This is a genomic window from Lysobacter firmicutimachus, from assembly GCF_037027445.1.
Lineage (GTDB): Bacteria > Pseudomonadota > Gammaproteobacteria > Xanthomonadales > Xanthomonadaceae > Lysobacter > Lysobacter firmicutimachus.
In genome coordinates this window covers 3,075,969-3,098,938 of the sequence record NZ_JBANDL010000002.1, presented here as the reverse complement: position 1 = coordinate 3,098,938, position 22,970 = coordinate 3,075,969, and the positions used below count along the sequence as shown (strand labels likewise).

Genomic DNA, 22,970 nt, shown 5'->3' with positions numbered 1-22,970 from the left:
GCTTGCGGACATGCCGCCGGGTGCGCGGTGGTTGGCGCCGATCGCCTATGCGCTGACCGCGGCGGCCGCCGCCGCGCTGCAGCGGCGCGAGTTCGCCCGTGCGCCGGACAAGGCGCGCCGCTACCGCGCCTTGCCGTGGCCGTACAAACTCGCCGGCTGGGGCGGGGTGGCGCCGTTGTTCGCCGCCGCCTGGGCTGCGCCGCTGTTGTTCGCGCCCGCATGGTGGGCGTCGGCGGCCTTCGGCGCGATGGGGGCGTGCGCGCTCGCCACGCTCGACATCGCCTGTGTGCGTTGGGATCGCCGGAACGGACTGTAAGCCGGGCGCTCTTGCGGCCGCGAACCGTCGGTTCGGTAACCGTCTCTTCGACGATCGGACGCGAACCGCGGCCGCGAGGTCGGTCCGGATCGCGCGCTCAGTCGCGCCGGCCGGTAGACGGCAGCAAGCCGCGCAGTTCCCGGGCCAGCGCGTCGATCTTCTCCGGCGAGTAACCTCGCTGTTGATGAGTCAACCGCCCTTGCGCGTCGATCAGGAACACCTGCGGCACCGCGCGCACGCCGTAATGGCGCGCCACCGTGCCCGGGTCGTGGACGAATTCGAAGTCCAGGCCGGGGTTGAGCCGGACGAAGGCATCGAAGTCCTGGCGCGATTCGGCGTGGTTGATCGCGACCACGGCCAAACGTTCGCGGCCGAAGCCGCGGTGCAGCGCCGCCAACAGCGGCAGTTCGCTGCGGCATTGCCCGCACCAGCCGGCCCAGAACACCACCAGCAGGGCCCGGCCGCGATACTGACCGACCTGCAGCGAGCGGCCGTTGCGGTCCAGGCCCAGCCATTCCGGTGGGGCCTGACCGATCCGCAAGGCGGTACGGGGGGGCGGTGCAGCGGAAACCGGCGGCGGGGTCAGCGGCGCGCCGGCGAGTTCGGCGGCACAGGCGGCGCCGTACAGGCCGAGCAACAGGGCGGCGAGCGCGCCACGCCGCCGGCGTCGCGCGCCGGCCGCGTCGGGCCGCGTGACCGATGCGGGAATCACTTCTCGACGAAGGCGCGTTCGAACACGTACTGGCCCGGCGTGCCGATCCGCGGTGCGGCGACGAAGCCGCGGCGGTCGAGGATTTCGCGGAAGTCGGCCAGCATCTGCGGGCTGCCGCAGATCATCGCCCGATCGTGCTCGGCGTCCAGCGCCGGCAGGCCGAGCTGCTGCATCATCCGGCCGCTGTCCATCATGTCGGTCAGGCGGCCGCGCTGGTCGCGGCCGTCGAACACGAAAGCCTCGCGGCTGACTGCCGGGTAGTACTTCAACTTGGCGGCGATCTGCTCGCCGAGGAACTCGTGGCGCGGCAGCTCGTTGACGATGTAGTCGCGGTACGCCAAGTCCTGTTCGCTGCGCACGCCGTGGCACAGCACCACGTTCTCGAAGCGGTCGTAGGTTTCCGGGTCCTTGATCACCGACAGCCACGGCGCGAAACCGGTGCCGGTGCCGAGCAAGTACAGGTTGCGGCCGGGGTGCAGGTCGTGGATCAGCAAGGTGCCGGTCGGCTTGCGTCCGATCAGCACGCTGTCGCCGGGCCGGATCGACTTCAGGCGCGAGGTCAGCGGGCCGTTGGGCACCTTGATGCTGAAGAACTCGAGCTGTTCTTCCCAGTTCGCGCTGGCGATCGAGTACGCGCGCAGCAGCGGCTTGAACGAGCCGTCCGCCTGCTCGACTTGCAGACCGATCATGACGAACTGGCCGTTCTCGAAACGGAAGCCGTCGTCGCGGGTGGTGGTGAAGCTGAAGTAGTCGTCGGTCCAGTGACGGACGTCCAGCACCGTCTCGGTGCCAAAAGCGGAGGACATGCCGGTGAGGTCGGGTGGCGCGGGGCGGCCATTGTAGCCGATGGATGAGAGCGGTTCTTATCTGGGGCAGGGGATAGCGGCCGGGCGACAGGACGCGGCAAAGTCCCGGACCGCTTTGCGCCATCGCCGGTCCGGTCCGTCATTCGCCGGTGCCTGCCCGCGTCCCTTTCCGGCCGCAAAAATCCAGCCCTGTCAATGGGTTTCGTCTTCACGCCGGCATTGCCACAATCGTCCCGTCCCCCGCCCGGCGGGGCCAGCCGATTGGAAACGATGCAAGACAAGAACGCGCAGTCCGCACAGGTCGCCAAGAAGATCGCCCTGCTCATCGCCGCCGAAATCAACGCCCAGCCCGCCCAGGCTCAGGCCGCGATCGGCCTGCTCGACGAAGGCGCCACCGTGCCCTTCATCGCCCGCTACCGCAAGGAAGTGACCGGTGGGCTCGACGACACCCAACTGCGCGATCTGGAAAGCCGGCTGCGCTATCTGCGTGAGTTGGAAGACCGTCGCGCCGCGGTGCTGGAGAGCATCGCCGAGCAGGGCAAGCTCAGCGACGAGCTGCGCGCCGACATCGAGGCCGCCGACAGCAAGGCGCGGCTGGAAGACCTGTATCTGCCGTACAAGCCCAAGCGCCGGACCAAGGCCCAGATCGCCCGCGAGGCCGGCCTGGAACCGCTGGCCGACGCACTGCTCGCCGATCCCATGCTCAAGCCGGAGGAGTTCGCTGCCGGATTCGTCGACGCGGACAAGCAGGTCGCCGACGTCAAGGCGGCGCTGGACGGTGCGCGCGCGATCCTGATGGAGCGCTGGGGCGAAGACGCCAAGCTGGTCGGCGAACTGCGTACCTGGCTGACCGAAGTCGGGATGATCCGCGCCCGCGTCGCGGAGGGCAAGGAGAACGAAGGCGCCAAGTACCGCGACTACTTCGACCACGCCGAACCGCTGGCCAAGATTCCTTCGCACCGCCTGCTGGCGCTGTTCCGCGCGCGCCGCGAAGAGGTGCTGTTCCTCGACCTCGACCCGGGCAGCGACGCCGAGGCCGGGCATCAGCAGGGCGAAGCGCGGGTCGCGCTCAACGCCGGCATCCGCGACCAGGGCCGTCCGGCCGATCGCTGGCTGCTCGACTGCTGCCGCCTGACCTGGCGCGCCAAGCTGCACCTGCACCTGATGCTGGACCTGTTCGGCCAGGCGCGCGAGAAGGCCGAGGCCGAGGCCATCGATGTGTTCGGCGACAACCTCAAGGACCTGTTGCTGGCCGCGCCGGCCGGTCCGCGCGCGACCTTGGGCCTGGACCCGGGCCTGCGCACCGGGGTCAAGGTCGCGGTGGTCGATGCCACCGGCAAGCTGGTCGCCACCGACACCATCTACCCGCACGAACCGCGCCGGCAGTGGGATCAGTCGTTGCACGCGCTGCGTGCGTTGTGCGCCAAGCACCAGGTCGAGCTGATCGCGATCGGCAACGGCACCGCTTCGCGCGAGACCGATAAGCTCGCCGGCGACCTGATCAAGCTTGCGCCCGAACTCAAGCTGACCAAGGTCGTGGTCAGCGAAGCCGGCGCTTCGGTGTACTCGGCCTCCGAGTTCGCCGCCAAGGAGTTCCCCAACCTCGACGTCAGCCTGCGCGGCGCGGTGTCGATCGCACGGCGCCTGCAGGACCCGCTGGCCGAACTGGTCAAGATCGAGCCCAAGGCGATCGGCGTCGGCCAGTATCAGCACGACGTCGACCAGTACCGCCTGGCGCGCGCGCTCGACGCCAAGGTCGAGGACTGCGTGAACGCGGTCGGCGTCTACGTCAACACCGCTTCGGCGGCGCTGCTGGCGCGCGTGTCCGGGCTGTCCTCGACGGTGGCCGAGAACATCGTCCGCCACCGCGACGAGAACGGCCCGTTCGCGTCGCGCAAGGCCCTGCTCAAGGTGCCGCGCCTGGGCGAGAAGACTTTCGAACAATGCGCCGGATTTCTGCGCATCGTCGGCGGCGAGGAGCCGTTGGATGCGTCGGCGGTGCACCCGGAGGCCTATCCGGTGGTCGAGCGCATCGTCAAGCAATGCGGCCGCGAGGTGAAGCAGTTGCTCGGCGATCCGCAGTTCGTGCGCAGCCTCAAGCCGGAGTCGTACACCGACGAGAAGTTCGGCGTGCCGACCGTGCGCGACATCCTCAAGGAAATGGAGAAACCCGGTCGCGACCCGCGCCCGGAGTTCAAGGCGGCCAAGTTCGCCGACGGCGTGGAGGAGCTCAAGGACCTGCAGGTCGGCATGATCCTGGAAGGCGTGATCAGCAACGTCGCCGCGTTCGGCGCCTTCGTCGACATCGGCGTGCACCAGGACGGCCTGATCCACATCTCGGCCTTGTCGGACAAGTACGTCAAGGACCCGCGCGACGTGGTCAAGGCCGGCGACGTGGTCAAGGTGCGGGTGTTGGAAGTCGACATCGCGCGCAAGCGCATCGCCCTGACCCGTCGTCTGGACGACCCGCTGCCGGCGGCGCCGCGTGCGCCGGGCGAGCGCAGCGAGCGTCCCGAGCGCAACGCCGGCCGCGGCCACGACCGCGGCGGCCGGCGCGACAATCATGCGCGCGGCGGATCGTTCTCGCCGCCGGGCAAGGCCGCCGCCGCGCCGCTGGGCGGCGCCCTGGCCGACGCTTTCGCGCGGGCCAAGCAGAAGAGCTGACGTGGCGGCGCGGCCCTCGCCCCGGGCACGTGGCCCTCATCCCAACCCCTCTCCCGCAAGCGCGAGAGGGGCTATCCATTGCCGCGGCGAGACGAGTTTGCGCCTGGGGGTAGGAGCGGCGCGAGCCGCGACCAAGGGACGCGCATAACTCCCAGGGCCTTAGAAAACGATCGAAGCCGGCAACCAGCGCCCGTAGGGGCGGCGTCCCACGGGATTTCCTGCGGTCGCCGGCCGCGACCGCGGTAGCGGTGAAGTACCACGCCTGCCGCCGGCGCCGCGCGGCTGCCGTCGCCGTACAACACGGCGTCGCTTCCCGACTGCCCGGGCTTCGCCGTTGCGCTTGTGTACGTCGCTGCGGTTGTCGCGGCTCGCGCCGCTCCTACAAAAGCCTGGGCCCGCCGCTCACTTCGCCGCCGGCAGGTCCAACCGCAGCAGCTTGCCGTCGGTTTCGTCGGTCAGCACGAACACCTTGCCGTCGGACGACACGCGCACGTCGCGGATGCGCCAGTCCAGCTCTTTCAGCAAGCGCTCCTCGGCGACGATCTTGTCGCCGTCCAGGCTCAGCCGGATCAGACTGCCGTCGGCCAGCGCGCCCAGGAACAGGCTGTCGTTCCAAGGCGACTGGGGTTGATTCACGTAGAACGCCATGCCCGACAAGGCCGGCGATTTCTCCCAGACGTGGTAGGGCGATTCCATGCCCGGCTTTTCCTTGCCTTCGGCTTCGGAAATCTTCAGCCCGCTATAGTCGATGCCGTGGGTGACGATAGGCCAGCCGTAGTTCTTGCCGGCCTGCGGCAGATTGATTTCGTCGCCGCCGCGCGGACCGTGCTCGGCTTCCCATACGGTACCGGTGCGTGGGTCGACCGCCAGCGACTGCATATTGCGATGGCCGTAGCTCCAGATCTCCGCACGCGCGCCGTCGCGGCCGACGAAGGGGTTGTCGGCGGGCACGCTGCCGTCGGCGTTGATCCGCACCAGCTTGCCCTGCAGCTTGTCCAGTTCCTGCGAGGCCATGCGTTGCTGGCGCTCGCCCTGGCTGACGAACAAATGCCCTTGCCGATCGAAGGCCAGGCGCGAACCGAAGTGGTTCGGCCCTTCGAGCTTGGGCTGCTGGCGATAGATCGTTTTGACCTCGCTCAATGCGGCATCGCCGAGCGTGGCCGAGGCCACCGCCGTGCCGGCGCTGCCGTCCGGGCCCGGCTCGGCGTAGCTGAGATAAATGCGTCGGCTGCTGGCGAAATCCGGCGCCAGGATCACATCCAGCAGACCGCCCTGTCCCTGCGCCCAGACTTGCGGTACGCCGGCGATCGGCGCGGAAATCGCGCCGTCGGCGCCGACCCGGCGCAGGCGGCCGGGCCGCTCGGTGACCAGGAAGCCGCCGTCGGGCAGCAGCGCGACGGCCCAGGGGTGCTCCAGACCGGTGGCGACTTCGACCACCCGCACGGTGCCGCGCTCGCTTGCGACGTCGTGCGCGATCTGCTGCTTCGGCGCCGGTTGCGCGGTTGCCGCGGCGGCGTCCTGGCCGCGCTGGCAGGCGGCGAGGGCGGCGATCAGGGCCAGGCCGAGGACGGCGCGGCGGAACATCGGCTCGGGTCGGACGGCGGTCATGCATGGCTCCCGGTTTTCAAGCGGATCGTGGATTCGGATCTTTCGATCGGATCGGCTGCGGCGGCGTCGCGACGGCTCAGCGATAACCGGCCGCCTGCAATTCGAACAATTCGGCGTAGCGCCCGCCCTGGGCGAGCAGCTCGGCATGCGTGCCGCTGGCCTCCAGGCGGCCCTCGGCCAGCACCAGGATACGGTCGGCCATGCGCACGCTGGAGAACCGGTGCGAGATCAACACCGCGGTGCGTTGCGCCGACAGTTCCTTGAAACGCTGGAATACCTCGAACTCGGCGCGTGCGTCCAGTGCCGCGGTCGGTTCGTCCAGGATCATGACTTGGGCGTCGCGCATGTAGGCACGGGCGATGGCGATCTTCTGCCATTGTCCGCCCGACAGGTCGACCCCGGTCTTGAAGCGGCGCCCGATCACTTGGTCGTAGCCGCGCGGCAGCGATTCGATCACTTCGTCGGCGAGCGCGCGCCGCGCCGCATCGCGGATCCGCGCCCGGTCGTGCATGGCGTCGATCTGGCCGACGCCGATGTTCTCGCCGGCGGTGAGGTGATAACGGACGAAATCCTGGAACACCACGCCGACGTTGGCGCGCAACTCATCCAGGTCGTACTCGCGCAGGTCGCGGCCGTCGAGCAGGATGCGGCCTTCGTCGGGGTCGTACAGTCGCGCCAGCAGCTTGACCAGGGTGGTCTTGCCGGCGCCGTTCTCGCCGACCAGCGCCAGCACTTCGCCGGCGCGCAGTTCGAAGTTCAGCCCGCGCAGGGCCCAGCGTTCGGCATCGGGATAACGGAAGCCGACGTTCTCGAACGCGAAGCCGTGCCGGATCGGCCGCGGCACCGGCCGCGGCAACGCCGGCGACACGATTTCGGGCTTGATTTCGAAGAACGAGAACAGATCGTCCAGATACAGGGCCTGGCCGGCGACTTGCGAGAAGCCGACCAGCAGTCCTTCCAGCAACTGGCGCAGGCGCAGGAAGCTGCCGGCGAGGAAGGTCAGGTCGCCGATGCTGAAATCGCCGCGCACCGTGCGCCAGGCGATGTAGCCGTAGGCGACGTAGTAGCCCAGCGTACCCAAGGCGGCCAGCAGCGTGCCCCAGAATGCGCGCCGACGGGCCAGGGCGCGGCTGGCGCGGTAGAACTTCTCCGCCAGCGCGCGATAGCGCGCGATCAGGAACCGGTGCAGGTTGAAGATCTTCACTTCCTTCGCCGTCTCGACGCTGGCGCCCATCTGGCGCACGTACTCGAGCTGGCGGCGCTCCGGGGTCCAGGCGTAATTGAGCGAATAGCTCAGCGCGTTGAAATGGGCTTCGCCGACGAAGGCCGGCACCAGGGCGATGGCGAGCAGGGCGATCAGCCAAGGCGCATACACCAGCAGACCGATCGCGAACGCGACCACGGTGATGCTGTCCTGCACCTGGCCGAACAACTGGCTCATCAGGTTCATCCGGCCCATGGTCTGGCGGCGGGCGCGATCGAGCTTGTCCTGCAGTTCGGGGTCTTCGAAATCCTCCAGATCCAAGGTCGCCGCGTGCTCCATCAGGCGCACGCTGGTGGCGTTGGTGAACAGTTCCGACAGCAGCGCGTCGCCATAGCTGACCAGGCGGCCGAGCAGGTCGGAGGCGACCGCGAGCCCGAACTCCAGCGCCAGCAACGCGAGCAAGGTGTCGAGCTGGCCGCCGTGCCAGGCGGCGGCCAGCGAATCCACGTCCGGCCCCGCCGCGACCAGGCGCACGGCTTCGTCGATGATCAGCTTGCCGACGTACAGCGTGGCGATCGGCAGCAAGGCCCGTATCAGCCGCAGGCTCAGCGTCATCAGGGTCAGGCCCGGACTGGTGCTCCAGATCTGGCGCAGGAACGGCGGCAAGTTGCGCAGGGCGTCGAAACGTTCGCGCAGGCTGGGCTTGCCGTCGCCGGAACGGGGCGGAACGCGGGATTCGCTGGCGGCTGAATTCATGCCGCGATTGTGCCGCGAACGGCGGACGCTCGCGTGCACGCGCGGGGAAGGGCGGGTCGATGCGGCGAACAGTGAGCGCGCGCACGTCCCGCCGCCGGGGCGTGCTGCACTGCGGCTACCCTTGTCCGGACACAGCGGCTAACGTGGGCCGGTCGCGCCCAGGCTGGCGCAAGTGCACCGGCGCGGACTCCGGCGAGTTCCGCCCGCGCCACGACGACAGGGAGTGTCCGCATGCCGATCCGCCCGCTGCTGCCCAGTCCGGTCCTTTTCGACGTGGAACGCCGATTGCGGTCGTCGCCCATCGATGGCGCGACGGGCCTGACGGGTCTTCTGCTTTAAGCCGCTTCGTCCTTTCGTCGCGCGTGCGCAGCCCGCGCGCGGCGTGCGTCGTCTCCGGCCCGGCCGGACAGGCTGTGCAAGCCTCGCTACCTCAACGAAAGATCCACCATCCGAAAAGGAGAGTTCGAATGAAGATCAAGCTGTTCGCCGTGGCCGTGGCCGCGTTCGGTTTCGCCTTCGGCGCCACCGCGTCCTCGCGCGACATCATCGTCTGCGCCGGCGGCGTGTACTGCGACCAGGAAGTCCGTCAGCCCTGCCTGGACGGCGGCGGCAGCCCGTCGATGTGCGATGTGTTCTGGCGCTCCTGCGTGCTCGACGCTTGCCCGCAGTAAGCCGCACCGCGGCCCGCCTCCGTGAGGGGGCGGGCCGTCGCGCCGGCGGCTTACAGCGTCGCGGCGAGCTGGTAGATCGGCAGGTACGGCGCGACCAGCGCCGCCGCCAGTCCGGCGAGCCAGGCGCCGATGCCGAACAGGCAGGCCGCCAGGTCGCGCCGCCGCGGGGCTCAGGACCCAGACCGCAGCGGTCAGCAGCGGCAGCAGGCACAGGGCCCAGGGGCCATCTAGCAGCCGGGTCGGCCAGGGCAGGCCGGCGCCGAGGGACGCGTGGACCGGTGCGAACTGCGGCGCCGCCGACAGCGCAAACAGCCCGCACAGCAGGCGAACCAGCGCGCCCAGTGCCGCCACGGGATTGAACGGCGCAGCGGGCGGAGCAGGGGACGGGGACACGGGCGACCTGCCGGCACGGGCTGCCCCGGCGTCGGGCAGACGCGGAACTGGTTACCGAGGAACTGGCTGTCTAGAAGCGGGCCGTCGAGAAGCGGGCCGTCGAAAAGCGAACCGTCGAGAAGCGGGGCCATTGGCCGAACCGGGCCGCTGCACGGGGCCGCGGGCCCGGGCCGGCCGGGGCAGGTAGAATAATCGCCCCACCGCCAGCCTTACGCCCGCCGTGACCGCTTCTTCGTCCTCCTCCGCTCCCGCCGTTTCGGGCCCGGTCGTCGTCCGCCAGGACGACCTGATCCAGTCCGTCGCCGACGCCCTGCAGTACATCAGCTACTACCACCCGGTCGACTACATCAAGAACCTCGCCGCCGCCTACGAGCGCGAGGAATCGCCCGCGGCCAAGGACGCGATCGCGCAGATCCTGATCAACTCGCGCATGTGCGCCGAAGGCCACCGGCCGATCTGCCAGGACACCGGCATCGTCACCGTGTTCCTGGAAATCGGCATGGACGTGCGTTGGGACGGGGCGACGATGGGCGTGGAGGACATGGTCAACGAAGGCGTGCGCCGCGCCTACAACCATCCCGACAACAAGCTGCGCGCCAGCGTGCTGGCCGATCCGGCCGGCAAGCGCAGCAACACCCGCGACAACACGCCGGCGGTGGTCAACGTCAAGGTCGTGCCCGGCAACACCGTGGACGTGATCGTCGCCGCCAAGGGCGGCGGCTCGGAGGCCAAGTCCAAGTTCGCCATGCTCAACCCGTCCGATTCCATCGTCGACTGGGTGCTCAAGACCGTGCCCACCATGGGCGCGGGCTGGTGCCCGCCGGGCATGCTCGGCATCGGCATCGGCGGCACCGCCGAGAAGGCGATGCTGCTGGCCAAGGAATCGCTGATGGAGCCGATCGACATCACCGACCTGCAGGCGCGCGGGCCGAGCAATCGCGCCGAAGAACTGCGCCTGGAGCTGTACGAGAAGGTCAATGCGCTCGGCATCGGCGCACAGGGCCTGGGCGGCCTGACCACGGTGCTCGACATCAAGGTCAAGGACTATCCGACCCACGCCGCTAACCTGCCGGTGGCGATGATCCCGAACTGCGCCGCGACCCGCCATGCCCACTTCACCCTCGACGGCAGCGGTCCGGTCATGCTCGACCCGCCGTCGCTGGAGGACTGGCCGGAACTGACCTACGACTCGTCCAAGGGCCGTCGCGTCGATCTCGACACGGTCACCGCCGAAGACGTGGCCAGCTGGAAGCCGGGCGAAGTGCTGCTGCTCAACGGCAAGCTGCTGACCGGCCGCGACGCCGCGCACAAGCGCATGGTCGACATGCTCAACAAGGGCGAGCCGCTGCCGGTCGACTTCAAGGGCCGCTTCATCTACTACGTCGGCCCGGTCGATCCGGTCCGCGACGAGGTCGTCGGCCCGGCCGGCCCGACCACCGCCACGCGCATGGACAAGTTCACCGAACAGGTGCTGGCGCAGACCGGCCTGCTCGGCATGGTCGGCAAGGCCGAGCGCGGCCCGGCCGCGATCGAGGCGATCCAGAAGCACAAGTCGGTCTATCTGATGGCGGTCGGCGGCGCGGCCTATCTGGTGTCGAAGGCGATCAAGGCCTCGCGCGTGGTCGGTTTCGCCGACCTGGGCATGGAAGCGATCTACGAATTCACCGTGCAGGACATGCCGGTGACGGTCGCGGTCGACAGCGCCGGCGAGTCGGTGCACAAGACCGGGCCGAAGGAATGGCAGGCGCGGATTTCGGGCGGAATGCTCGGCAAGATTCCGGTGGTGGTCGAATCGGCCTGATCGGCACGGCATCCGCTTGCGAAAACGCCCGGCCTCCCGCCGGGCGTTTTCGCATTGGCGATGCCACTCGTCTCTGTAGGAACGGCGCGAGACGCGACAACCGAAGCGGTGCAATACCGCGCCTTTTACGAAGCCGTGTCGCGCGTCGAAACCGGCGGTCCCGGCGTCGGTGGCGGCGCTTGCGTACATCGCTCCGGTTGTCGCGGCTTACGCCGCTCCTACGGAAAAGCGGCGCGGCTCAGTACCACTCCAGCAAGGAGATGCCCAGGCCGACGTAAGTGGCGCGATGGTTGTAATCGATCATGCTCTCCCCGTAGCCGTCGAAGATCTGCAGATGGCCGCGCAGCTGGTTGTGGATCGGGAAGCCCCAGTCGAACTGCAGCGCCCCGTGCGAACGGTCGCCGCCGCGCAGCGAATGCCGCGCCATCAGCGAGAACTCGTGGCCGCCGCGGGTATGGACGATGGTCAGGTCGCCGCGGCCGATGTAGTCCTCGATATCCGGATTGTCGTCGTCGTTGCCGTCCGACAAACGCCACCACGGTCGCGCCACGACCGCCCAGTTGTCGCGGTCCCAGCCGATCTGGCCGATCACCCGGTTCCAGCTGCGCGAGAACGGATCGGCGCGGCCGTTGGACTGGTGGTTGATGCCGATCCCGGCCATGCGCCCGTTCCAACCGCCGATGCGGTAGTTGTTGCGGAACACCAGCATCACTTCGGGTTCGTAATTGGTTTCGCGGAACGGGCGCGAATCCTCGCCGTTGTAGACCTGCCAGCGCGAGGACTGGGTGTAGCCCATCCAGATGTCGCCGTTGTCGCCGAACAGGTTTTCCACCGCCTTGGTCTTGAAGCTGATCTGGAACTTGGCCTCGACGTCCTTGAGCGATTGCGGCTGGGTCACCGTGTTGCGCGGGTTGGGCGAATGCGGCAGCACGTTGGGCTTGCTGCTCCAGAACGCCGGCAGCAGATACACCGGCTTGTAGGCGCGGAAGTTGAACACGCCGAGCTTGGAGTCCTTGGCCAGTTCCCAGCGGCTGTCGAGCAGGCCGCCCTTGCCGGCGTTGGCGATCGCGCTGTCGAGCGCTTCTTCGTGACTGAACAGGTCGTTGGCGCCGACCGCGCGCTTGGCCCGCTCGCCCAGGCCGGGCTTGGGCGCGCCTTCGAGCTGGTCGCCGAGTTCCAGGTTGCGCTGGATCGCCTTGGCTTCCTTGGCGGCGATATCGGCCTGGCGCACGCCGGCCGCGCTGCGGCCGAGCGCGCTGTCGTAGCAACTCAGGCGATCGGCGTCGTTGGCGATCGCCAGACAGGCTTCGGGCGTCGCCGGTTGCGGCTTGGCCTCCTGCGCGCCGGCCGCGATAGGGGCGATGGCCAGGAGCAGACAGGGCAGCGATCGGGTTCGGGACAGGGCAGAGGTCATGGCGTCGGGTCGGCGTACGGCAAACCGCTGCAGTCTTGCATCGGCGTGCGAACGAGGCGTGAACCGGCCGCGTCGCCGCGGCCGGTCGGTTCAGCAGAACCGGCGAAGGGTCGGTACCGGCAGGGGGTCTTTCAGAAGAACCAAGCCAGGGCGAACAGGCCGACCATGGCGAAGGCCAGGCCGAACTTGAGCACGGTGCCGACGATGATGCCGACCCAGGTGCCGATCCCGACCTGGGTGGCCTTGGACAGTTCGCGGGTGTGGATCAGCTCACCGATCAGGGCGCCGACGAAGGGGCCGACGAAGACCCCGACCAGGCCGAAGGCGAGACCGGCGAAGGTGCCGATCACCGAGCCGATCAGGGCCAGCTTGCTGGCGCCGACCCGCTTGGCCCCCATCGCCGTGGCGAGGAAGTCGATCCCCAGGGACAGCGCGGTCAGCAGGCCCAGGACGACCAGGGTGACCCAGCCGACTTTCTCGAAATCCGAGGCCCAGGCGGCCAGGGCCATGCCGACGAAGACCAGGGGCAGGCCGGGCAGGGCCGGGAGCACCGTGCCGACGATTCCGATCACCACCAGGACGGCGGCCAATATGTAATAAAGTGTCTGCAAATCCATGCTTATTCCCTGTGCGGACGGGGTGTCCGGCCGGTTTGCATTTTCACCGATGTCGGGGTACGTTGCGGTCGCTGCGTTTGCCAAGGGTCACCGTGAATCGTGGCCCGATGCGGTTGATCCGTCGATCCGCTACATCGTTGCACCTCGCTTCCTCCTTGCAACCAGCACGCGAGTCCAGTCGCGTTAACAACACCACGTTTCAAGGAGAGAGTAGCGATGTCCGCGAAAGAAACCGGGACCGTCAAGTGGTTCAATGACGCCAAGGGGTTTGGCTTCATCAGCCGTGAAAACGGCGAGGACGTGTTCGTGCACTTCCGCGCGATCCAGGTCCAGGGCTTCAAGAGCCTGAAGGAAGGCCAGAAGGTCAGCTTCAACGTCGTCCAGGGCCAGAAGGGCCTGCAGGCCGACGCGGTCGAGCCGATCTGACGCACCCCCTAAGATCCGTCGCGACGCCGCAGGCGACGCGATCGCATCGGAAAGACCCGGCCCCGGCCGGGTTTTTCTTGTTTTGAAGTTCTATAAACATCACAAAATCGCCGATTGCTTGCGCGATCGTCACGCGAATGTTTCAAAGCGTGCGCGCGGTCGGTGTAGTTCCGTTTGAAACCAAGACGGTCGTCGCGCTTGAATCGATCCAAGCCCGCAGCGCGATCGCAGGGTAAACCCGCTGGCGACCCGCCCGGATTCCCTCCTTCGATGGCCCGATGGCATGCATGCATGCCGTCTGCGTGGGCGGCGAGGCTGAATCCGGCCGGGCTGTGGACGCAGGACGGGCGGTTCGACCGAACGGCATGGGCGGTCCGGACGAGCCGGGGGCGCGAAGCCCCCGACCCGCCGACCGCCGCCTCATCGACGGCCGGCGCCTCCGTGCCGGATCGCACGCATCCGATATCTCGCCTTGTTGCGTGCGTCGCGGCCCTCCTGGCCGCGCCGAGCCCGGTCGACGGCGCGGCAGCCTCGTCTTCCGCCGCGCGGTCCGCCTCCTTGCCGTTCGCTGCGACTTCCTGCCGCCGGGCCCGATGGTTGCAACGCATCGGTGCGGGCAATGGGGTCGACGGCTTTGGCAGGGAATCGGGAATCGGGGACCGGCGAAGCCTCGGACTTTGAGCCTGGGGTTCGGCTCAGGAGGCGGGGACGCGGACAGGAGCCTATGACCTGGACGGGCAGGCCGATGCGCGCTGCGCAGCAGGAGACTCGGCGATTCCGGCCCCTGCGCCTGCGAGCCGCGGCGCGGAAGACCTGCCGACGTCCGTATGCCGAAGCGCATCCCCGGCCCATGGCCAACGTCGCCGCCTATCGCCTCCTTTGAAACAACGGGGGCAGGGGGATTTGCGCTTCGCTTCCGATCCGGCCGCCGACGCGCGAACGCGCCGGCGGCGGCGGGCTCAGTTCTGGTACGGCGTGTTCTCAGCGAAATACTCGTGGTTGTCGGCGTTATCGAGCGCCGCATTGGGGTTGGTGGCGGCCAGATTCTGCGCCGCTCCCTGCCCGTAAGCGTGATCGTCGGTGCCGGCGACGACGGTGAAGTGGCTCATTTCGTGGATCAGGGTGCCGGCCTTGGAATCGGTGCCGGTCTGCGGCGCGTTCCAGAACGCATTGCAGACGTAGATCTGATACGGCTGATTGGGATACACGTACGCGTAGGCGCTGCTGCTGCAACCGCAGTTGATGGTGATCTGGCCGCTGTTCTGGTCCATCGCCTGATCGATGGCGACGAAGTGTTGGCGCGCGGTGGCGTAGCGACTGTCGGCGTAGGCGCCGAACCAGCTGGTGTAGCGCGGGCCGACCGAGCCGCCGTTGAGGTAGCCCTTGGCGTTCTCGGAGTAGCCGCGCGCCGACACCACCGCCTGCCCGGCGGCGCTGATGCGCGAGGTGGTGCAGCCGACGTAGTTGACGCCGTTGACCACCGCGGTCGGCCCGATCGGCTTCTTCGCCGCCGCCGCGACCTTGCTGCCGCCGAGCTGGTCCAGGCCGTCCACCCACAGGCTCAGCGGCACGCTCTGCGCGCTCATCGGCAGGCCGTTGTTCTGCCGCAGCATGGCGCGGTCGGACGTCGAGGCATGCTGCAGCGGCGCATTGAAACGCACCACGTACTGGCCGGTGCGCGAGAGGTCGTAGCCGGCCGACAGGTCGATGGTACGGCGATAGGTTTCGCCCGGTTGCAGGATCGCGAAATCCTCCGCGCTCGGCAGGCCGCGCTTGACCAGCGCGCCCTCGTAGGCGACCGGTTTGCCGGCATAGCTGATGTCGAACAGGCGCGCGTCGAACTCGTCCGAAGGCAACTGCCACTTCGGCAGGCGCACCGCCTTGCGGCCGGTGTTGGTGATGCTGATTTCGACCGCGCCCAGGAAATCGTCGGCGGCGCCGTTCACCGCGACCAGGCCCACGCGCAGCGGATTGTTCTGGGCCGCGCCCGGGGCGGCGACGGCGGCGGCGATGGCGCCGGTGAGGACGGCGCCGGCGGACACCACGGGCAGGAAGCGAAGTTTCATTGCACGATCTCCTGAGCTTGCGTTGGCTGGTATCGACTTGGGCTCGCCGCGCGGACGCGAGCGACGGCCTGCGTCCGCAGTGCGGACGCGAACGACCGTAGCGCAACGCGGCGGTCATGGAGACAGCGATAGGTGCGCCAGTTCCGCGCGCAATCGTGACGCGGGTCGGGAACGCGACGCGCAGCGTCGGCGGCGCGGACGGCGCGCAAAAAAACGGCCCGCGATGCGGGCCGTTTTTCGCTTCGTTTCGTTACTTTGTTACATCGCCGCCGAGCGCGGCGATGCCGGCACGGCTCAGCGAATGTAGGCGCGGCCGTTGGCGACGCGGACGTAGGTGTTCTCGCGGATTCCGCCGATATCCTTCTGGGTGACCACGACGGTGCGGCCGTCGTTCATGCGCACATAGAGGTTGTAGCTCGGCGCGCCGACCCGGTTCTGGATCGCGTTGCCGGCCATCGCGCCGGCGACCGCGCCGGCCACGGTGGCGGTGTTCTTCCGGCCCTTGCTGTCGGTGTGGTCGTCGGCGATCTCGCGGCCGGCGACGGCGCCGACCAGGCCGCCCAGCACGGCGCCGGTGGCGCGCGGGGCGGTACTGGCGGTGCTGATCTGTTCGATCCGGGTGACGACGCCGCAGTCGTAGCAATTGTTCTGGTTGTAGCTCGGCTGCGAGGGCGGCGGATAGCTGTTGTAGCCGCCGCCACTGTAGCCCGGCGAGGTCGCGCAGCCGGCGAGCGCCAAGGTGGCCGTCGCGGCCAGGCCCAGCAGTCGGAATTGATTGGTGTTCATTCGAGGCTCCTGCGCTAGAGGCATGTGGCGGGCATCGCCACGCGCCTGCCACGCTATCCAGCCCTGCGTGAACACGTGTTCAATTTCGCCACCCGTTCGTGCACCGCGCGCGGCTGCGTTCAGCTCGCGGCGGGGAAGCCGACGAATGCGGTGGGGCGATCGCGGCGCCGGCGTCGCGCGACGCCGGCGCCGTGCCGCGGGCTCAGCCGCGGAAATCCTGGTGGCAGGCCTTGCAGGCTTCGCCGATCTGCTCCGACACGGCGCTGACGCCGGCGCAGTTGAGCGGCGGGCTGGCCAGCGCGCCGTCGAGCGCCGCACGCATCTTGCTGGCGTGCTGGCCGAAGCGTTGGTCGTCCTTGAGGTCGGGGAACGCCGGCTCGAGATCGTCGGCCATGGTCCGCAGGGCCTTCATGTGCGGCAGGGTGTCGGTGGCGGCGCAGCGGTTCTGCTCGACCTTGCTCTTGAGCTGTCCCAGATGCCATTGCTGCACGTGCATGACGCTGTCGGGGAAATGATCCTTGCGCTGTTCGAGCGCGCGCACCGCCATGACCGTGGCGACCACGCCGCCGATCAGGCCGATCAGGAACAAGAACAGATATTTCGAACCATTGCCTTTGCGCTTGGGTGCTGCATCTGTGGGCTGGGTATTGCTCATTGCCTGGCCTCCGTCCAATTGCCCGCGAACATAGCATGGGGGCGTGTGAGGCCGGGGTCGGCGCGGGGACGGGCCCGCGACCGGTCGATCCGGCCGGCCGGACGGTATGTGCCACGGCCCCGGCAACGCTGCGCCCGCCGTCATGCGCCATCCGCAGCATTCCGCTGCCGGCGCCGATCGCAGGGCGCCGGCGAACTACAATGCGCGGATGAATGCAGCCATTTCCGAACCCTCTGCCGACGCCGTCTGGCAGGAACGCTTCGCCGGCGTCGACCGGCTCTACGGCCGCGGCACGGTCGCGCGCCTGCGGCGCTGCCGGGTTGCGGTGGTCGGCATGGGCGGGGTCGGGTCCTGGGCGGTGGAGGCGCTGGCGCGCACCGGCGTCGGCCACCTGACCCTGATCGACGCCGACGACCTGTGCGTGTCCAACACCAACCGCCAGTTGCCGGCCCTGGAGGGCCAGTACGGCCGGGCCAAGGTCGAGGCCATGGCCGAGCGCTGCCGCGCGATCAGCCCGGCGATGGAGGTCGAGGCGGTGCAGAGCTTCCTGACACCGGCCAACCTCGACGAACTGCTCGACCGCGGCTTCGACCTGGTGCTGGACGCCTGCGACAGCTTCCGTAGCAAGGTCGAGCTGATCGCCTGGTGCCGGCGGCGCAAGCTGCCGGTGATCGCGGTCGGCTCGGCCGGCGGCCGCACCGACCCGACCCTGGTGCGGGTGCGCGACCTCTCGCGCACCGAGCACGACGCGATGCTGGCGCTGATCCGCAAGAAGCTGCGCGGCGAATTCAATTTCCCCAAGAACCCGGACCGCTACTTCGGCGTATCGGCGATCTATTCGCTGGAGAACGTGAAGTACCCGCAGCCCGACGGCACGGTCTGCGGCCTGCGGCCCAAGCTCGACGGCGATGCCGCGCTCAAGCTCGATTGCGGCGCCGGCCTCGGCGCGGCCACGCACATCACCGGGGTGTTCGCGTTCGCGGCGGTGGGGCGGGCGCTGGAGTTGCTGCTGAAGAAGCAGGCGTGAGCGAAGAGGCGTTGAGCGGGCAGGGCGATGTGTTCCGCTCGCTCCTTACGCCCCACGCTCGACCCCGCCTCCTAAGCGGCTAGCTCAAGCCGAACAGCCGCGCCGCGTTGGCACTGGTCGCCTCGGCGATGCGTTCCGGGGTCTCGCCGCGCAGTTCGGCCACGGTCGCGCAGATCGTCGCCAGCCGCGCCGGCTCGTTGCGCTGACCGCGGATCCCGGAGTCGGGTTGGTCCGGGGCGTCGGTTTCCAACAGCAATTGCGCCAGCGGCATGCCGGCGACGATCCGGCGCAGGCGCTTGGCGCGATCGTAGGTCAACGGCCCGCCCAGGCCGAGCAGGAAACCGAGTTTCCACAACTGCGCGGCTTGTTCTTCGCTGCCGGAATAGCTGTGGACCACGCCGCGCAGGCCGCCGACGCGGCGGATCGCGGCGATCGTCGCGTCGACCGAATGCCGCGCATGCACGATCACCGGCAGGCCGTATTCGCGCGCCAGGGCCAGTTGGCCGTCGAAGTAAAACGCCTGCCGCTCGCGGTCCAGCCCTTCGACGAAGAAATCCAGGCCGCATTCGCCGACCGCACAGGGGCGCTCGCGCTCGATCCAGTCGCGCAGTTCGCGCAAATGCTCGGGACGGTGCGCGTCCAGGTACATCGGGTGCAGGCCGTAGGCCGGATGCAGTCCGGGCGCGGCGGCGCAGACATCGCGCAGCTTGGGCCAACTGCCGGCGTCGACCGCGGGCACCACCTGGCGGGTCACTCCGGCGGCCGCGGCACGTGCGATCACCGCCTCGCGGTCGCGGTCGAATTCGGCCGCGTCGAGGTGGCAGTGGCTGTCGGTCAGGCTCACGTTCAGCGCGTGCCGGGCGCCGGCGGCTCCAGCGGCGGCTGCGGGCTCTTGCGGTTCTTCCAGTTGGCCAGCAGCAAGGTGCCCAGGCCGAGCAGCAGTTCGTCGGCGAAGGGCACGAAGTCCGGGACTACCACGTCCAGCGCGAACAGCGCGGCGGTGACCATGAACAGCCGCGGATAACTCAGGCGGCCGAGGAAGCCCATCAGGGGAGCGAGCAGCGGATTGGTCATGGCGGCGGTCGGATAGGGCGTCGATAGGGTGTGACGGGGTTCGCGAACACGCTAGCACGCGTGCGCAGCGGGGTTCATGCCAGGGACAGACTGGCGAAAATCAATAGGCACCGGTTCAGCTTTCCGGTGGTGGAATTAGCACACACATAACGCGCGGCCCGCCATGCCCCGGCGGTCCGCACCCACCCACGCTGTACCTCAGGTCCCCCGCTGGAGGCTCCAAATGAACAAGAACATGATTGCTGTCGCGATCGCGTCGCTGCTGGTCGGCGGCGTCGCCGTCGCAGCCTTCCAGAGCTTCCGCGGCCCGGCCGTCGCCGACGCCGCGCTGACTCCGGCTCCGGCCGGCCAGTTGCAGCCGGGCAACGGCGCCGGCGGCGACATCGCCGCCAGCGGCGCGATCGACGCCACGCCACAGGTCGAATACGCCGACGTGGTCAAGGTCGACCCGATCAACCAGAAGGAAAAGCTGTACGCGACCGTGATCGGCACCGATCCGGTGCGCGAGACCAACACCGTCTCGACCCCGCGCGAAGTCTGCGAGGACGTGGTCGTGCAGGAGCGCCTGCCCGAGCGCGACGGCAACGTCGGCGGCACGGTGGCCGGCGCCGTCATCGGCGGCCTGCTCGGCAACCAGGTCGGCGGCGGCAACGGCAAGAAGGCCGCGACCGCGGCCGGCGCGGTGGCCGGCGGCTTCATCGGCAACCGCGTCGACCGCAACCATGTCGGCGGCCGCGTGGTGAACCGCACCGAGCGCCAGTGCCATACCGTGTCCGATACCTCGCAGTCCTCGCGCGTGGTGGCTTACAACGTGACCTTCCGCAACCCGGACGGCACCACCGGCACCATGCGCACCGAGAGCAAGCCGGGCAGCCGCATCGCCCTGGGCAGCGAAGACAAGGTGGTCGGCTACAACGTGACCTACCGCTATCAGGGGCAGGAGCAGACCATCCGCATGGACGAGCGCCCGACCCAGCGTCTGCCGGTCATCAACGGCGAGGTCGTGACCCAGACCGCTTCGGCGTCGACGACCAACCGCGGCTGATCCGCGCCAGCGCGATACCCGCAACGGGGCCGGCCAGTCCGGCCCCGTTTTTTTTTGCCCCGGCGTCGCCCGCCCGCTGCGCGCTTCGCGCGGATGCGATCGCGCGGGCCGGATGCGCCGGCGCGCGGCAGGAGGGACACGCACGCAAGCCTGACCGGCGATCGCATCCGGGCGGTTCGAAACGGGGCTCGGCGGGCGAGCCGCGATAAACCCGCCCGTTATCCCCGGGCCCCGCGCAAGAATTCCCCGCATACCGCGCAGTGCGGGTTCTTCAGGGGGTTTTTGACCTTACCCGCGCTGCGAGGGGCCATTACAATGGCCGTCTTTCTGTCCATACAGGTCTCCTGAGCGCGCCATGGCCCTGCATCCTTACGATCTCTACGACGTCCGTTCCTTGCTCAGCGAAGAGGAGCGCGCCGTACAGGACACCGTGGCCCGCTTCACCGACGAACGCGTGATTCCGATCATCGGCGATGCCTTCGACCAGGGGCGCTTCCCGAAGGAACTGGTGCCGGAAATCGCCGAACTCGGCCTGCTCGGTTCCTCGCTGCCGGAACAGTACGGCTGCGCCGGCCTCAACGCGGTCAGCTACGGCCTGATCTGCCAGGAACTGGAGCGCGGCGACAGCGGCATCCGCAGCTTCGTCAGCGTGCAGTCCTCGCTGTGCATGTACCCGATCTACGCCTACGGCACCGAAGAGCAGCGCCAGCGCTGGCTGCCGGGCATGGCCAAGGGCCAGATCATCGGCTGCTTCGGCCTGACCGAGCCGCACGGCGGTTCCGACCCGGCCAACATGAAGACCAACGCCAAGCGCGACGGCGGCGACTGGATCCTCAACGGCTCCAAGATGTGGATCACCAACGGCAACCTGGCCGACATCGCCATCGTCTGGGCGCAGACCGAGGACGGCATCCAGGGCTTCGTGGTCGAGAAGGGCATGCCCGGTTTCGCCGCGCAGGAAATCAAGCACAAGATGAGCCTGCGCGCGTCGGTGACCTCGTCGCTGTTCTTCGACAACGTGCGCGTGCCGGAGGCCAACCGCCTGCCCAACGTGAAGGGCCTCAAGGGCCCGCTGGGTTGCTTGACCCAGGCTCGCTACGGCATCACCTGGGGCCCGATCGGCGCCGCCATCGCCTGCCTGGACGAGGCGCTGAACTATTCCAAGGAGCGCATCCTGTTCGACCGTCCGGTCGCGGCGACCCAGTCGGCGCAGATCAAGATGGCCGAGATGGCGCGCCGCATCACCCTGGCGCAGCTGCTGGTGGTGCAGCTCGGCCGGCTCAAGGACGCCGGCAGCATGCAGCCGACCCAGGTGAGCCTGGCGAAGTGGAACAACTGCCGCATGGCGATCGACATCGCGCGCGAATGCCGCGATCTGCTCGGCGGCGCCGGCATCACCACCGAGCACGCCGCGATCCGTCATGCGCTGAACCTGGAGTCGGTGATCACGTACGAAGGCACCGAGACCGTGCATCAGCTGGTGGTCGGCCGCGAACTGACCGGCATCAACGCGTTCTGAAGCTTCGCTCCCGCGCGTGCGGGAGCCGCTGATTCCTTCTCCCGCTCGCGGGAGAAGAGGGCCCGAAGGGCCGGATGAGGGCGCGCGGGAGCAGTACGTCGCTTGCGTCGCCTCGCCGGCCTTCACCCCAGGCCTGCTCCCACACGCGGGAGGGGCTTTCGCCGGAGACGAGGGGATTATCGATGCGTAGGAGAAGGCGCCTGTGATGACGATTCCCGACATCGAACTGGAAACGCCGCGGCTGATCCTGCGCCCGCCGCGCCTGGACGATTTCGACGCCTGGGCCGGCTTCATGGACGCCGGCGACTACCTGCGCTACATCGGCGGGCCGCAGCCGCGGCCGACGGCCTGGCGCGGGCTGATGTCGGTGATCGGTTCCTGGGCCGCGCTGGGCTACGGTTTCTTCTCAGTTTACGAAAAATCCTCCGGGCGCTGGGTCGGCCGGCTCGGCCCGTGGCAGCCGGAAGGTTGGCCGGGCACCGAAGTGGGTTGGGGCATCGTCGAAAGCGCAGGCGGCAAGGGCTACGCCAGCGAAGGCGCCGCGGCGACCATCGACTGGGCCTTCGACCACCTGGGCTGGAGCGAGGTGATCCACACCATCGACGCCGACAACGCGCCGTCCAAGGGCGTGGCGCGCAAGCTCGGTTCGCGCTATCTGCGCCAGGATCGGCTGCCCGAGCCGTTCCACGAAAAAGAAGTCGAAGTCTGGGGCCAGACCCGAGAAGAGTGGCGCGCGCGCCGCAACGGGGCTTCGGCATGATCACCGTCCACGGTTTTTCGCCGTCGGGCAATTGCCACAAGCTGCGGCTGTTGCTGGAGCAGCTCGGCGAGCCCTATCGCTGGGTCGAGGTCGACAGCAGCCAGGGCCAGACCCGCACGCCGCAGTTCCTCGCCCTCAATCCCAACGGCAAGGTGCCGGTGATCGAACTCGACGACGGGCGCACGCTCAGCGAGTCGAACGCGATCCTGTACTACCTGGCCGAGGGCAGCCGTTTCCTGCCCGCCGACCGCTGGCAGCGCGCGCAGGCCCTGAGCTGGATGAATTTCGAGCAGTACAGCCACGAACCCTATGTCGCGGTGGCGCGCTTCATCGCCGGCTGGACGCCGCTGGATTCGCCGCGCCGGGCCGAACTGCCGGCGCTGCGCGAACGCGGCCATCGCGCCCTGGCGGTGATGGAGCAGCACCTGCGGACGCACGATTGGTTCAGCGGCGACGACTACGGCATCGCCGACATCGCCCTGTTCGCCTACACCGATGTCGCCGGTCACGGTGGCATCGACCTGCAGGCCTATCCGGCGCTGCGCGCCTGGCTGGCACGGGTGCGCGCGACCGAACGCTTCGTCGCGCTGCCCGAGCCGGACGCGCAGGCCGCGCAACGGATCGCGCAAACGGCCTGAGTCCTGGTTTTC

21 protein-coding genes are annotated in these 22,970 nt (G+C 68.7%); 10 read left to right on the top strand and 11 right to left on the bottom strand.

The genetic code is table 11. The features are described from left to right. The first annotated feature begins 31 nt into the window (after window positions 1-31). Window positions 32-316: a hypothetical protein gene (locus V2J18_RS13585; protein WP_336132020.1), complete on the top strand. Its 285-nt coding sequence runs from the start codon at window positions 32-34 to the stop codon at window positions 314-316. A gap of 97 nt (window positions 317-413) precedes the next feature. Here the strand turns inward: V2J18_RS13585 and V2J18_RS13580 are convergent, their stop codons facing one another. Further along, window positions 414-1,028 carry a TlpA family protein disulfide reductase gene (locus V2J18_RS13580; protein ID WP_336132019.1) on the bottom strand — a complete coding sequence of 205 codons (615 nt, stop codon included), beginning with the start codon at window positions 1,026-1,028 and terminating at the stop codon, window positions 414-416. After that, window positions 1,025-1,834, bottom strand: a complete 810-nt coding sequence (locus V2J18_RS13575) for a ferredoxin--NADP reductase (RefSeq protein ID WP_064747547.1) — start codon at window positions 1,832-1,834, stop codon at window positions 1,025-1,027. Before V2J18_RS13575 ends, V2J18_RS13580 begins: the two co-directional genes overlap by 4 nt. A 270-nt stretch (window positions 1,835-2,104) precedes the next feature. On the opposite strand from V2J18_RS13575, the gene V2J18_RS13570 reads away from it, so the two are divergent. After that, the gene (locus V2J18_RS13570) at window positions 2,105-4,498 is read left to right on the top strand and encodes a Tex family protein (protein WP_425606021.1); all 2,394 of its coding nucleotides are present in this window, start codon (window positions 2,105-2,107) and stop codon (window positions 4,496-4,498) included. Between the two features lie 402 nt (window positions 4,499-4,900). Here V2J18_RS13570 and V2J18_RS13565 read toward each other — a convergent pair whose 3' ends face one another. After that, window positions 4,901-6,106 (bottom strand): PQQ-dependent sugar dehydrogenase, encoded by a 1,206-nt coding sequence (locus V2J18_RS13565; RefSeq protein WP_336132018.1) that lies wholly within the window; start codon window positions 6,104-6,106, stop codon window positions 4,901-4,903. 76 nt (window positions 6,107-6,182) lie between these two features. After that, window positions 6,183-8,066 carry an ABC transporter ATP-binding protein gene (locus V2J18_RS13560; protein ID WP_064747548.1) on the bottom strand — a complete coding sequence of 628 codons (1,884 nt, stop codon included), beginning with the start codon at window positions 8,064-8,066 and terminating at the stop codon, window positions 6,183-6,185. A 467-nt stretch (window positions 8,067-8,533) separates the two neighbouring features. Between V2J18_RS13560 and V2J18_RS13555 the strand changes: the two genes are divergently transcribed. After that, complete coding sequence (locus V2J18_RS13555) at window positions 8,534-8,737, top strand: hypothetical protein (protein ID WP_064747549.1); 204 nt, start codon at window positions 8,534-8,536, stop codon at window positions 8,735-8,737. 613 nt (window positions 8,738-9,350) lie between these two features. Next, complete coding sequence (locus V2J18_RS13550) at window positions 9,351-10,931, top strand: fumarate hydratase (protein ID WP_336132017.1); 1,581 nt, start codon at window positions 9,351-9,353, stop codon at window positions 10,929-10,931. Window positions 10,932-11,169: 238 nt separating this feature from the next. On the opposite strand, the gene V2J18_RS13545 is transcribed toward V2J18_RS13550, so the two are convergent. Continuing rightward, window positions 11,170-12,345 (bottom strand): phospholipase A, encoded by a 1,176-nt coding sequence (locus V2J18_RS13545; RefSeq protein WP_336132016.1) that lies wholly within the window; start codon window positions 12,343-12,345, stop codon window positions 11,170-11,172. A gap of 131 nt (window positions 12,346-12,476) precedes the next feature. After that, entirely contained in the window at window positions 12,477-12,962 is a 486-nt protein-coding gene (locus V2J18_RS13540) for a DUF456 domain-containing protein (RefSeq protein ID WP_064747552.1), read from the bottom strand. 216 nt (window positions 12,963-13,178) lie between these two features. On the opposite strand from V2J18_RS13540, the gene V2J18_RS13535 reads away from it, so the two are divergent. Beyond that, window positions 13,179-13,388 carry a cold-shock protein gene (locus tag V2J18_RS13535; RefSeq protein WP_064747553.1) on the top strand — a complete coding sequence of 70 codons (210 nt, stop codon included), beginning with the start codon at window positions 13,179-13,181 and terminating at the stop codon, window positions 13,386-13,388. 959 nt (window positions 13,389-14,347) lie between these two features. On the opposite strand, the gene V2J18_RS13530 is transcribed toward V2J18_RS13535, so the two are convergent. The 3 genes from V2J18_RS13530 to V2J18_RS13520 form a co-directional block, all read right to left on the bottom strand. After that, the gene (locus V2J18_RS13530; protein ID WP_336132015.1) at window positions 14,348-15,454 is read right to left on the bottom strand and encodes a M35 family metalloendopeptidase; all 1,107 of its coding nucleotides are present in this window, start codon (window positions 15,452-15,454) and stop codon (window positions 14,348-14,350) included. A 294-nt stretch (window positions 15,455-15,748) separates the two neighbouring features. Further along, window positions 15,749-16,240 (bottom strand): glycine zipper 2TM domain-containing protein, encoded by a 492-nt coding sequence (locus tag V2J18_RS13525; protein WP_336132014.1) that lies wholly within the window; start codon window positions 16,238-16,240, stop codon window positions 15,749-15,751. A 202-nt stretch (window positions 16,241-16,442) separates the two neighbouring features. After that, window positions 16,443-16,895 (bottom strand): cytochrome c, encoded by a 453-nt coding sequence (locus tag V2J18_RS13520; RefSeq protein ID WP_064747556.1) that lies wholly within the window; start codon window positions 16,893-16,895, stop codon window positions 16,443-16,445. 208 nt (window positions 16,896-17,103) lie between these two features. On the opposite strand from V2J18_RS13520, the gene V2J18_RS13515 reads away from it, so the two are divergent. Beyond that, entirely contained in the window at window positions 17,104-17,922 is an 819-nt protein-coding gene (locus V2J18_RS13515) for a tRNA threonylcarbamoyladenosine dehydratase (RefSeq protein WP_336132013.1), read from the top strand. Between the two features lie 79 nt (window positions 17,923-18,001). Here V2J18_RS13515 and V2J18_RS13510 read toward each other — a convergent pair whose 3' ends face one another. Together V2J18_RS13510 and V2J18_RS13505 are read right to left on the bottom strand one after the other, a co-directional pair. Continuing rightward, the gene (locus tag V2J18_RS13510; protein ID WP_425606019.1) at window positions 18,002-18,766 is read right to left on the bottom strand and encodes a TatD family hydrolase; all 765 of its coding nucleotides are present in this window, start codon (window positions 18,764-18,766) and stop codon (window positions 18,002-18,004) included. A 2-nt stretch (window positions 18,767-18,768) separates the two neighbouring features. Further along, window positions 18,769-18,996, bottom strand: coding sequence for a DUF6116 family protein (locus tag V2J18_RS13505; RefSeq protein ID WP_064747558.1), 228 nt, complete (start codon window positions 18,994-18,996; stop codon window positions 18,769-18,771). A gap of 223 nt (window positions 18,997-19,219) precedes the next feature. On the opposite strand from V2J18_RS13505, the gene V2J18_RS13500 reads away from it, so the two are divergent. From V2J18_RS13500 to V2J18_RS13485, 4 genes are all read left to right on the top strand, one after another. After that, the gene (locus V2J18_RS13500; RefSeq protein WP_336132012.1) at window positions 19,220-20,041 is read left to right on the top strand and encodes a glycine zipper 2TM domain-containing protein; all 822 of its coding nucleotides are present in this window, start codon (window positions 19,220-19,222) and stop codon (window positions 20,039-20,041) included. 355 nt (window positions 20,042-20,396) lie between these two features. Then, entirely contained in the window at window positions 20,397-21,560 is a 1,164-nt protein-coding gene (locus V2J18_RS13495; protein WP_064747560.1) for an acyl-CoA dehydrogenase family protein, read from the top strand. Window positions 21,561-21,765: 205 nt separating this feature from the next. After that, complete coding sequence (locus tag V2J18_RS13490; RefSeq protein WP_064747561.1) at window positions 21,766-22,320, top strand: GNAT family N-acetyltransferase; 555 nt, start codon at window positions 21,766-21,768, stop codon at window positions 22,318-22,320. Next, the gene (locus tag V2J18_RS13485) at window positions 22,317-22,958 is read left to right on the top strand and encodes a glutathione S-transferase family protein (RefSeq protein ID WP_336132011.1); all 642 of its coding nucleotides are present in this window, start codon (window positions 22,317-22,319) and stop codon (window positions 22,956-22,958) included. Before V2J18_RS13490 ends, V2J18_RS13485 begins: the two co-directional genes overlap by 4 nt. The last annotated feature ends 12 nt before the right edge of the window (window positions 22,959-22,970 follow it).

What these genes read in the sequence shown, in the direction of transcription:
- V2J18_RS13575 (WP_064747547.1), bottom strand. Translation starts at nt 1,834, where the DNA reads ATGTCCTCCGCTTTTGGCACCGAGACGGTGCTGGACGTCCGTCACTGG.
- V2J18_RS13570 (WP_425606021.1), top strand. Translation starts at nt 2,105, where the DNA reads ATGCAAGACAAGAACGCGCAGTCCGCACAGGTCGCCAAGAAGATCGCC.
- V2J18_RS13565 (WP_336132018.1), bottom strand. Translation starts at nt 6,106, where the DNA reads ATGACCGCCGTCCGACCCGAGCCGATGTTCCGCCGCGCCGTCCTCGGC.
- V2J18_RS13560 (WP_064747548.1), bottom strand. Translation starts at nt 8,066, where the DNA reads ATGAATTCAGCCGCCAGCGAATCCCGCGTTCCGCCCCGTTCCGGCGAC.
- V2J18_RS13555 (WP_064747549.1), top strand. Translation starts at nt 8,534, where the DNA reads ATGAAGATCAAGCTGTTCGCCGTGGCCGTGGCCGCGTTCGGTTTCGCC.
- V2J18_RS13545 (WP_336132016.1), bottom strand. Translation starts at nt 12,345, where the DNA reads ATGACCTCTGCCCTGTCCCGAACCCGATCGCTGCCCTGTCTGCTCCTG.
- V2J18_RS13540 (WP_064747552.1), bottom strand. Translation starts at nt 12,962, where the DNA reads ATGGATTTGCAGACACTTTATTACATATTGGCCGCCGTCCTGGTGGTG.
- V2J18_RS13535 (WP_064747553.1), top strand. Translation starts at nt 13,179, where the DNA reads ATGTCCGCGAAAGAAACCGGGACCGTCAAGTGGTTCAATGACGCCAAG.
- V2J18_RS13530 (WP_336132015.1), bottom strand. Translation starts at nt 15,454, where the DNA reads ATGAAACTTCGCTTCCTGCCCGTGGTGTCCGCCGGCGCCGTCCTCACC.
- V2J18_RS13525 (WP_336132014.1), bottom strand. Translation starts at nt 16,240, where the DNA reads ATGAACACCAATCAATTCCGACTGCTGGGCCTGGCCGCGACGGCCACC.
- V2J18_RS13520 (WP_064747556.1), bottom strand. Translation starts at nt 16,895, where the DNA reads ATGAGCAATACCCAGCCCACAGATGCAGCACCCAAGCGCAAAGGCAAT.
- V2J18_RS13515 (WP_336132013.1), top strand. Translation starts at nt 17,104, where the DNA reads ATGAATGCAGCCATTTCCGAACCCTCTGCCGACGCCGTCTGGCAGGAA.
- V2J18_RS13505 (WP_064747558.1), bottom strand. Translation starts at nt 18,996, where the DNA reads ATGACCAATCCGCTGCTCGCTCCCCTGATGGGCTTCCTCGGCCGCCTG.
- V2J18_RS13500 (WP_336132012.1), top strand. Translation starts at nt 19,220, where the DNA reads ATGAACAAGAACATGATTGCTGTCGCGATCGCGTCGCTGCTGGTCGGC.
- V2J18_RS13495 (WP_064747560.1), top strand. Translation starts at nt 20,397, where the DNA reads ATGGCCCTGCATCCTTACGATCTCTACGACGTCCGTTCCTTGCTCAGC.
- V2J18_RS13490 (WP_064747561.1), top strand. Translation starts at nt 21,766, where the DNA reads ATGACGATTCCCGACATCGAACTGGAAACGCCGCGGCTGATCCTGCGC.
- V2J18_RS13485 (WP_336132011.1), top strand. Translation starts at nt 22,317, where the DNA reads ATGATCACCGTCCACGGTTTTTCGCCGTCGGGCAATTGCCACAAGCTG.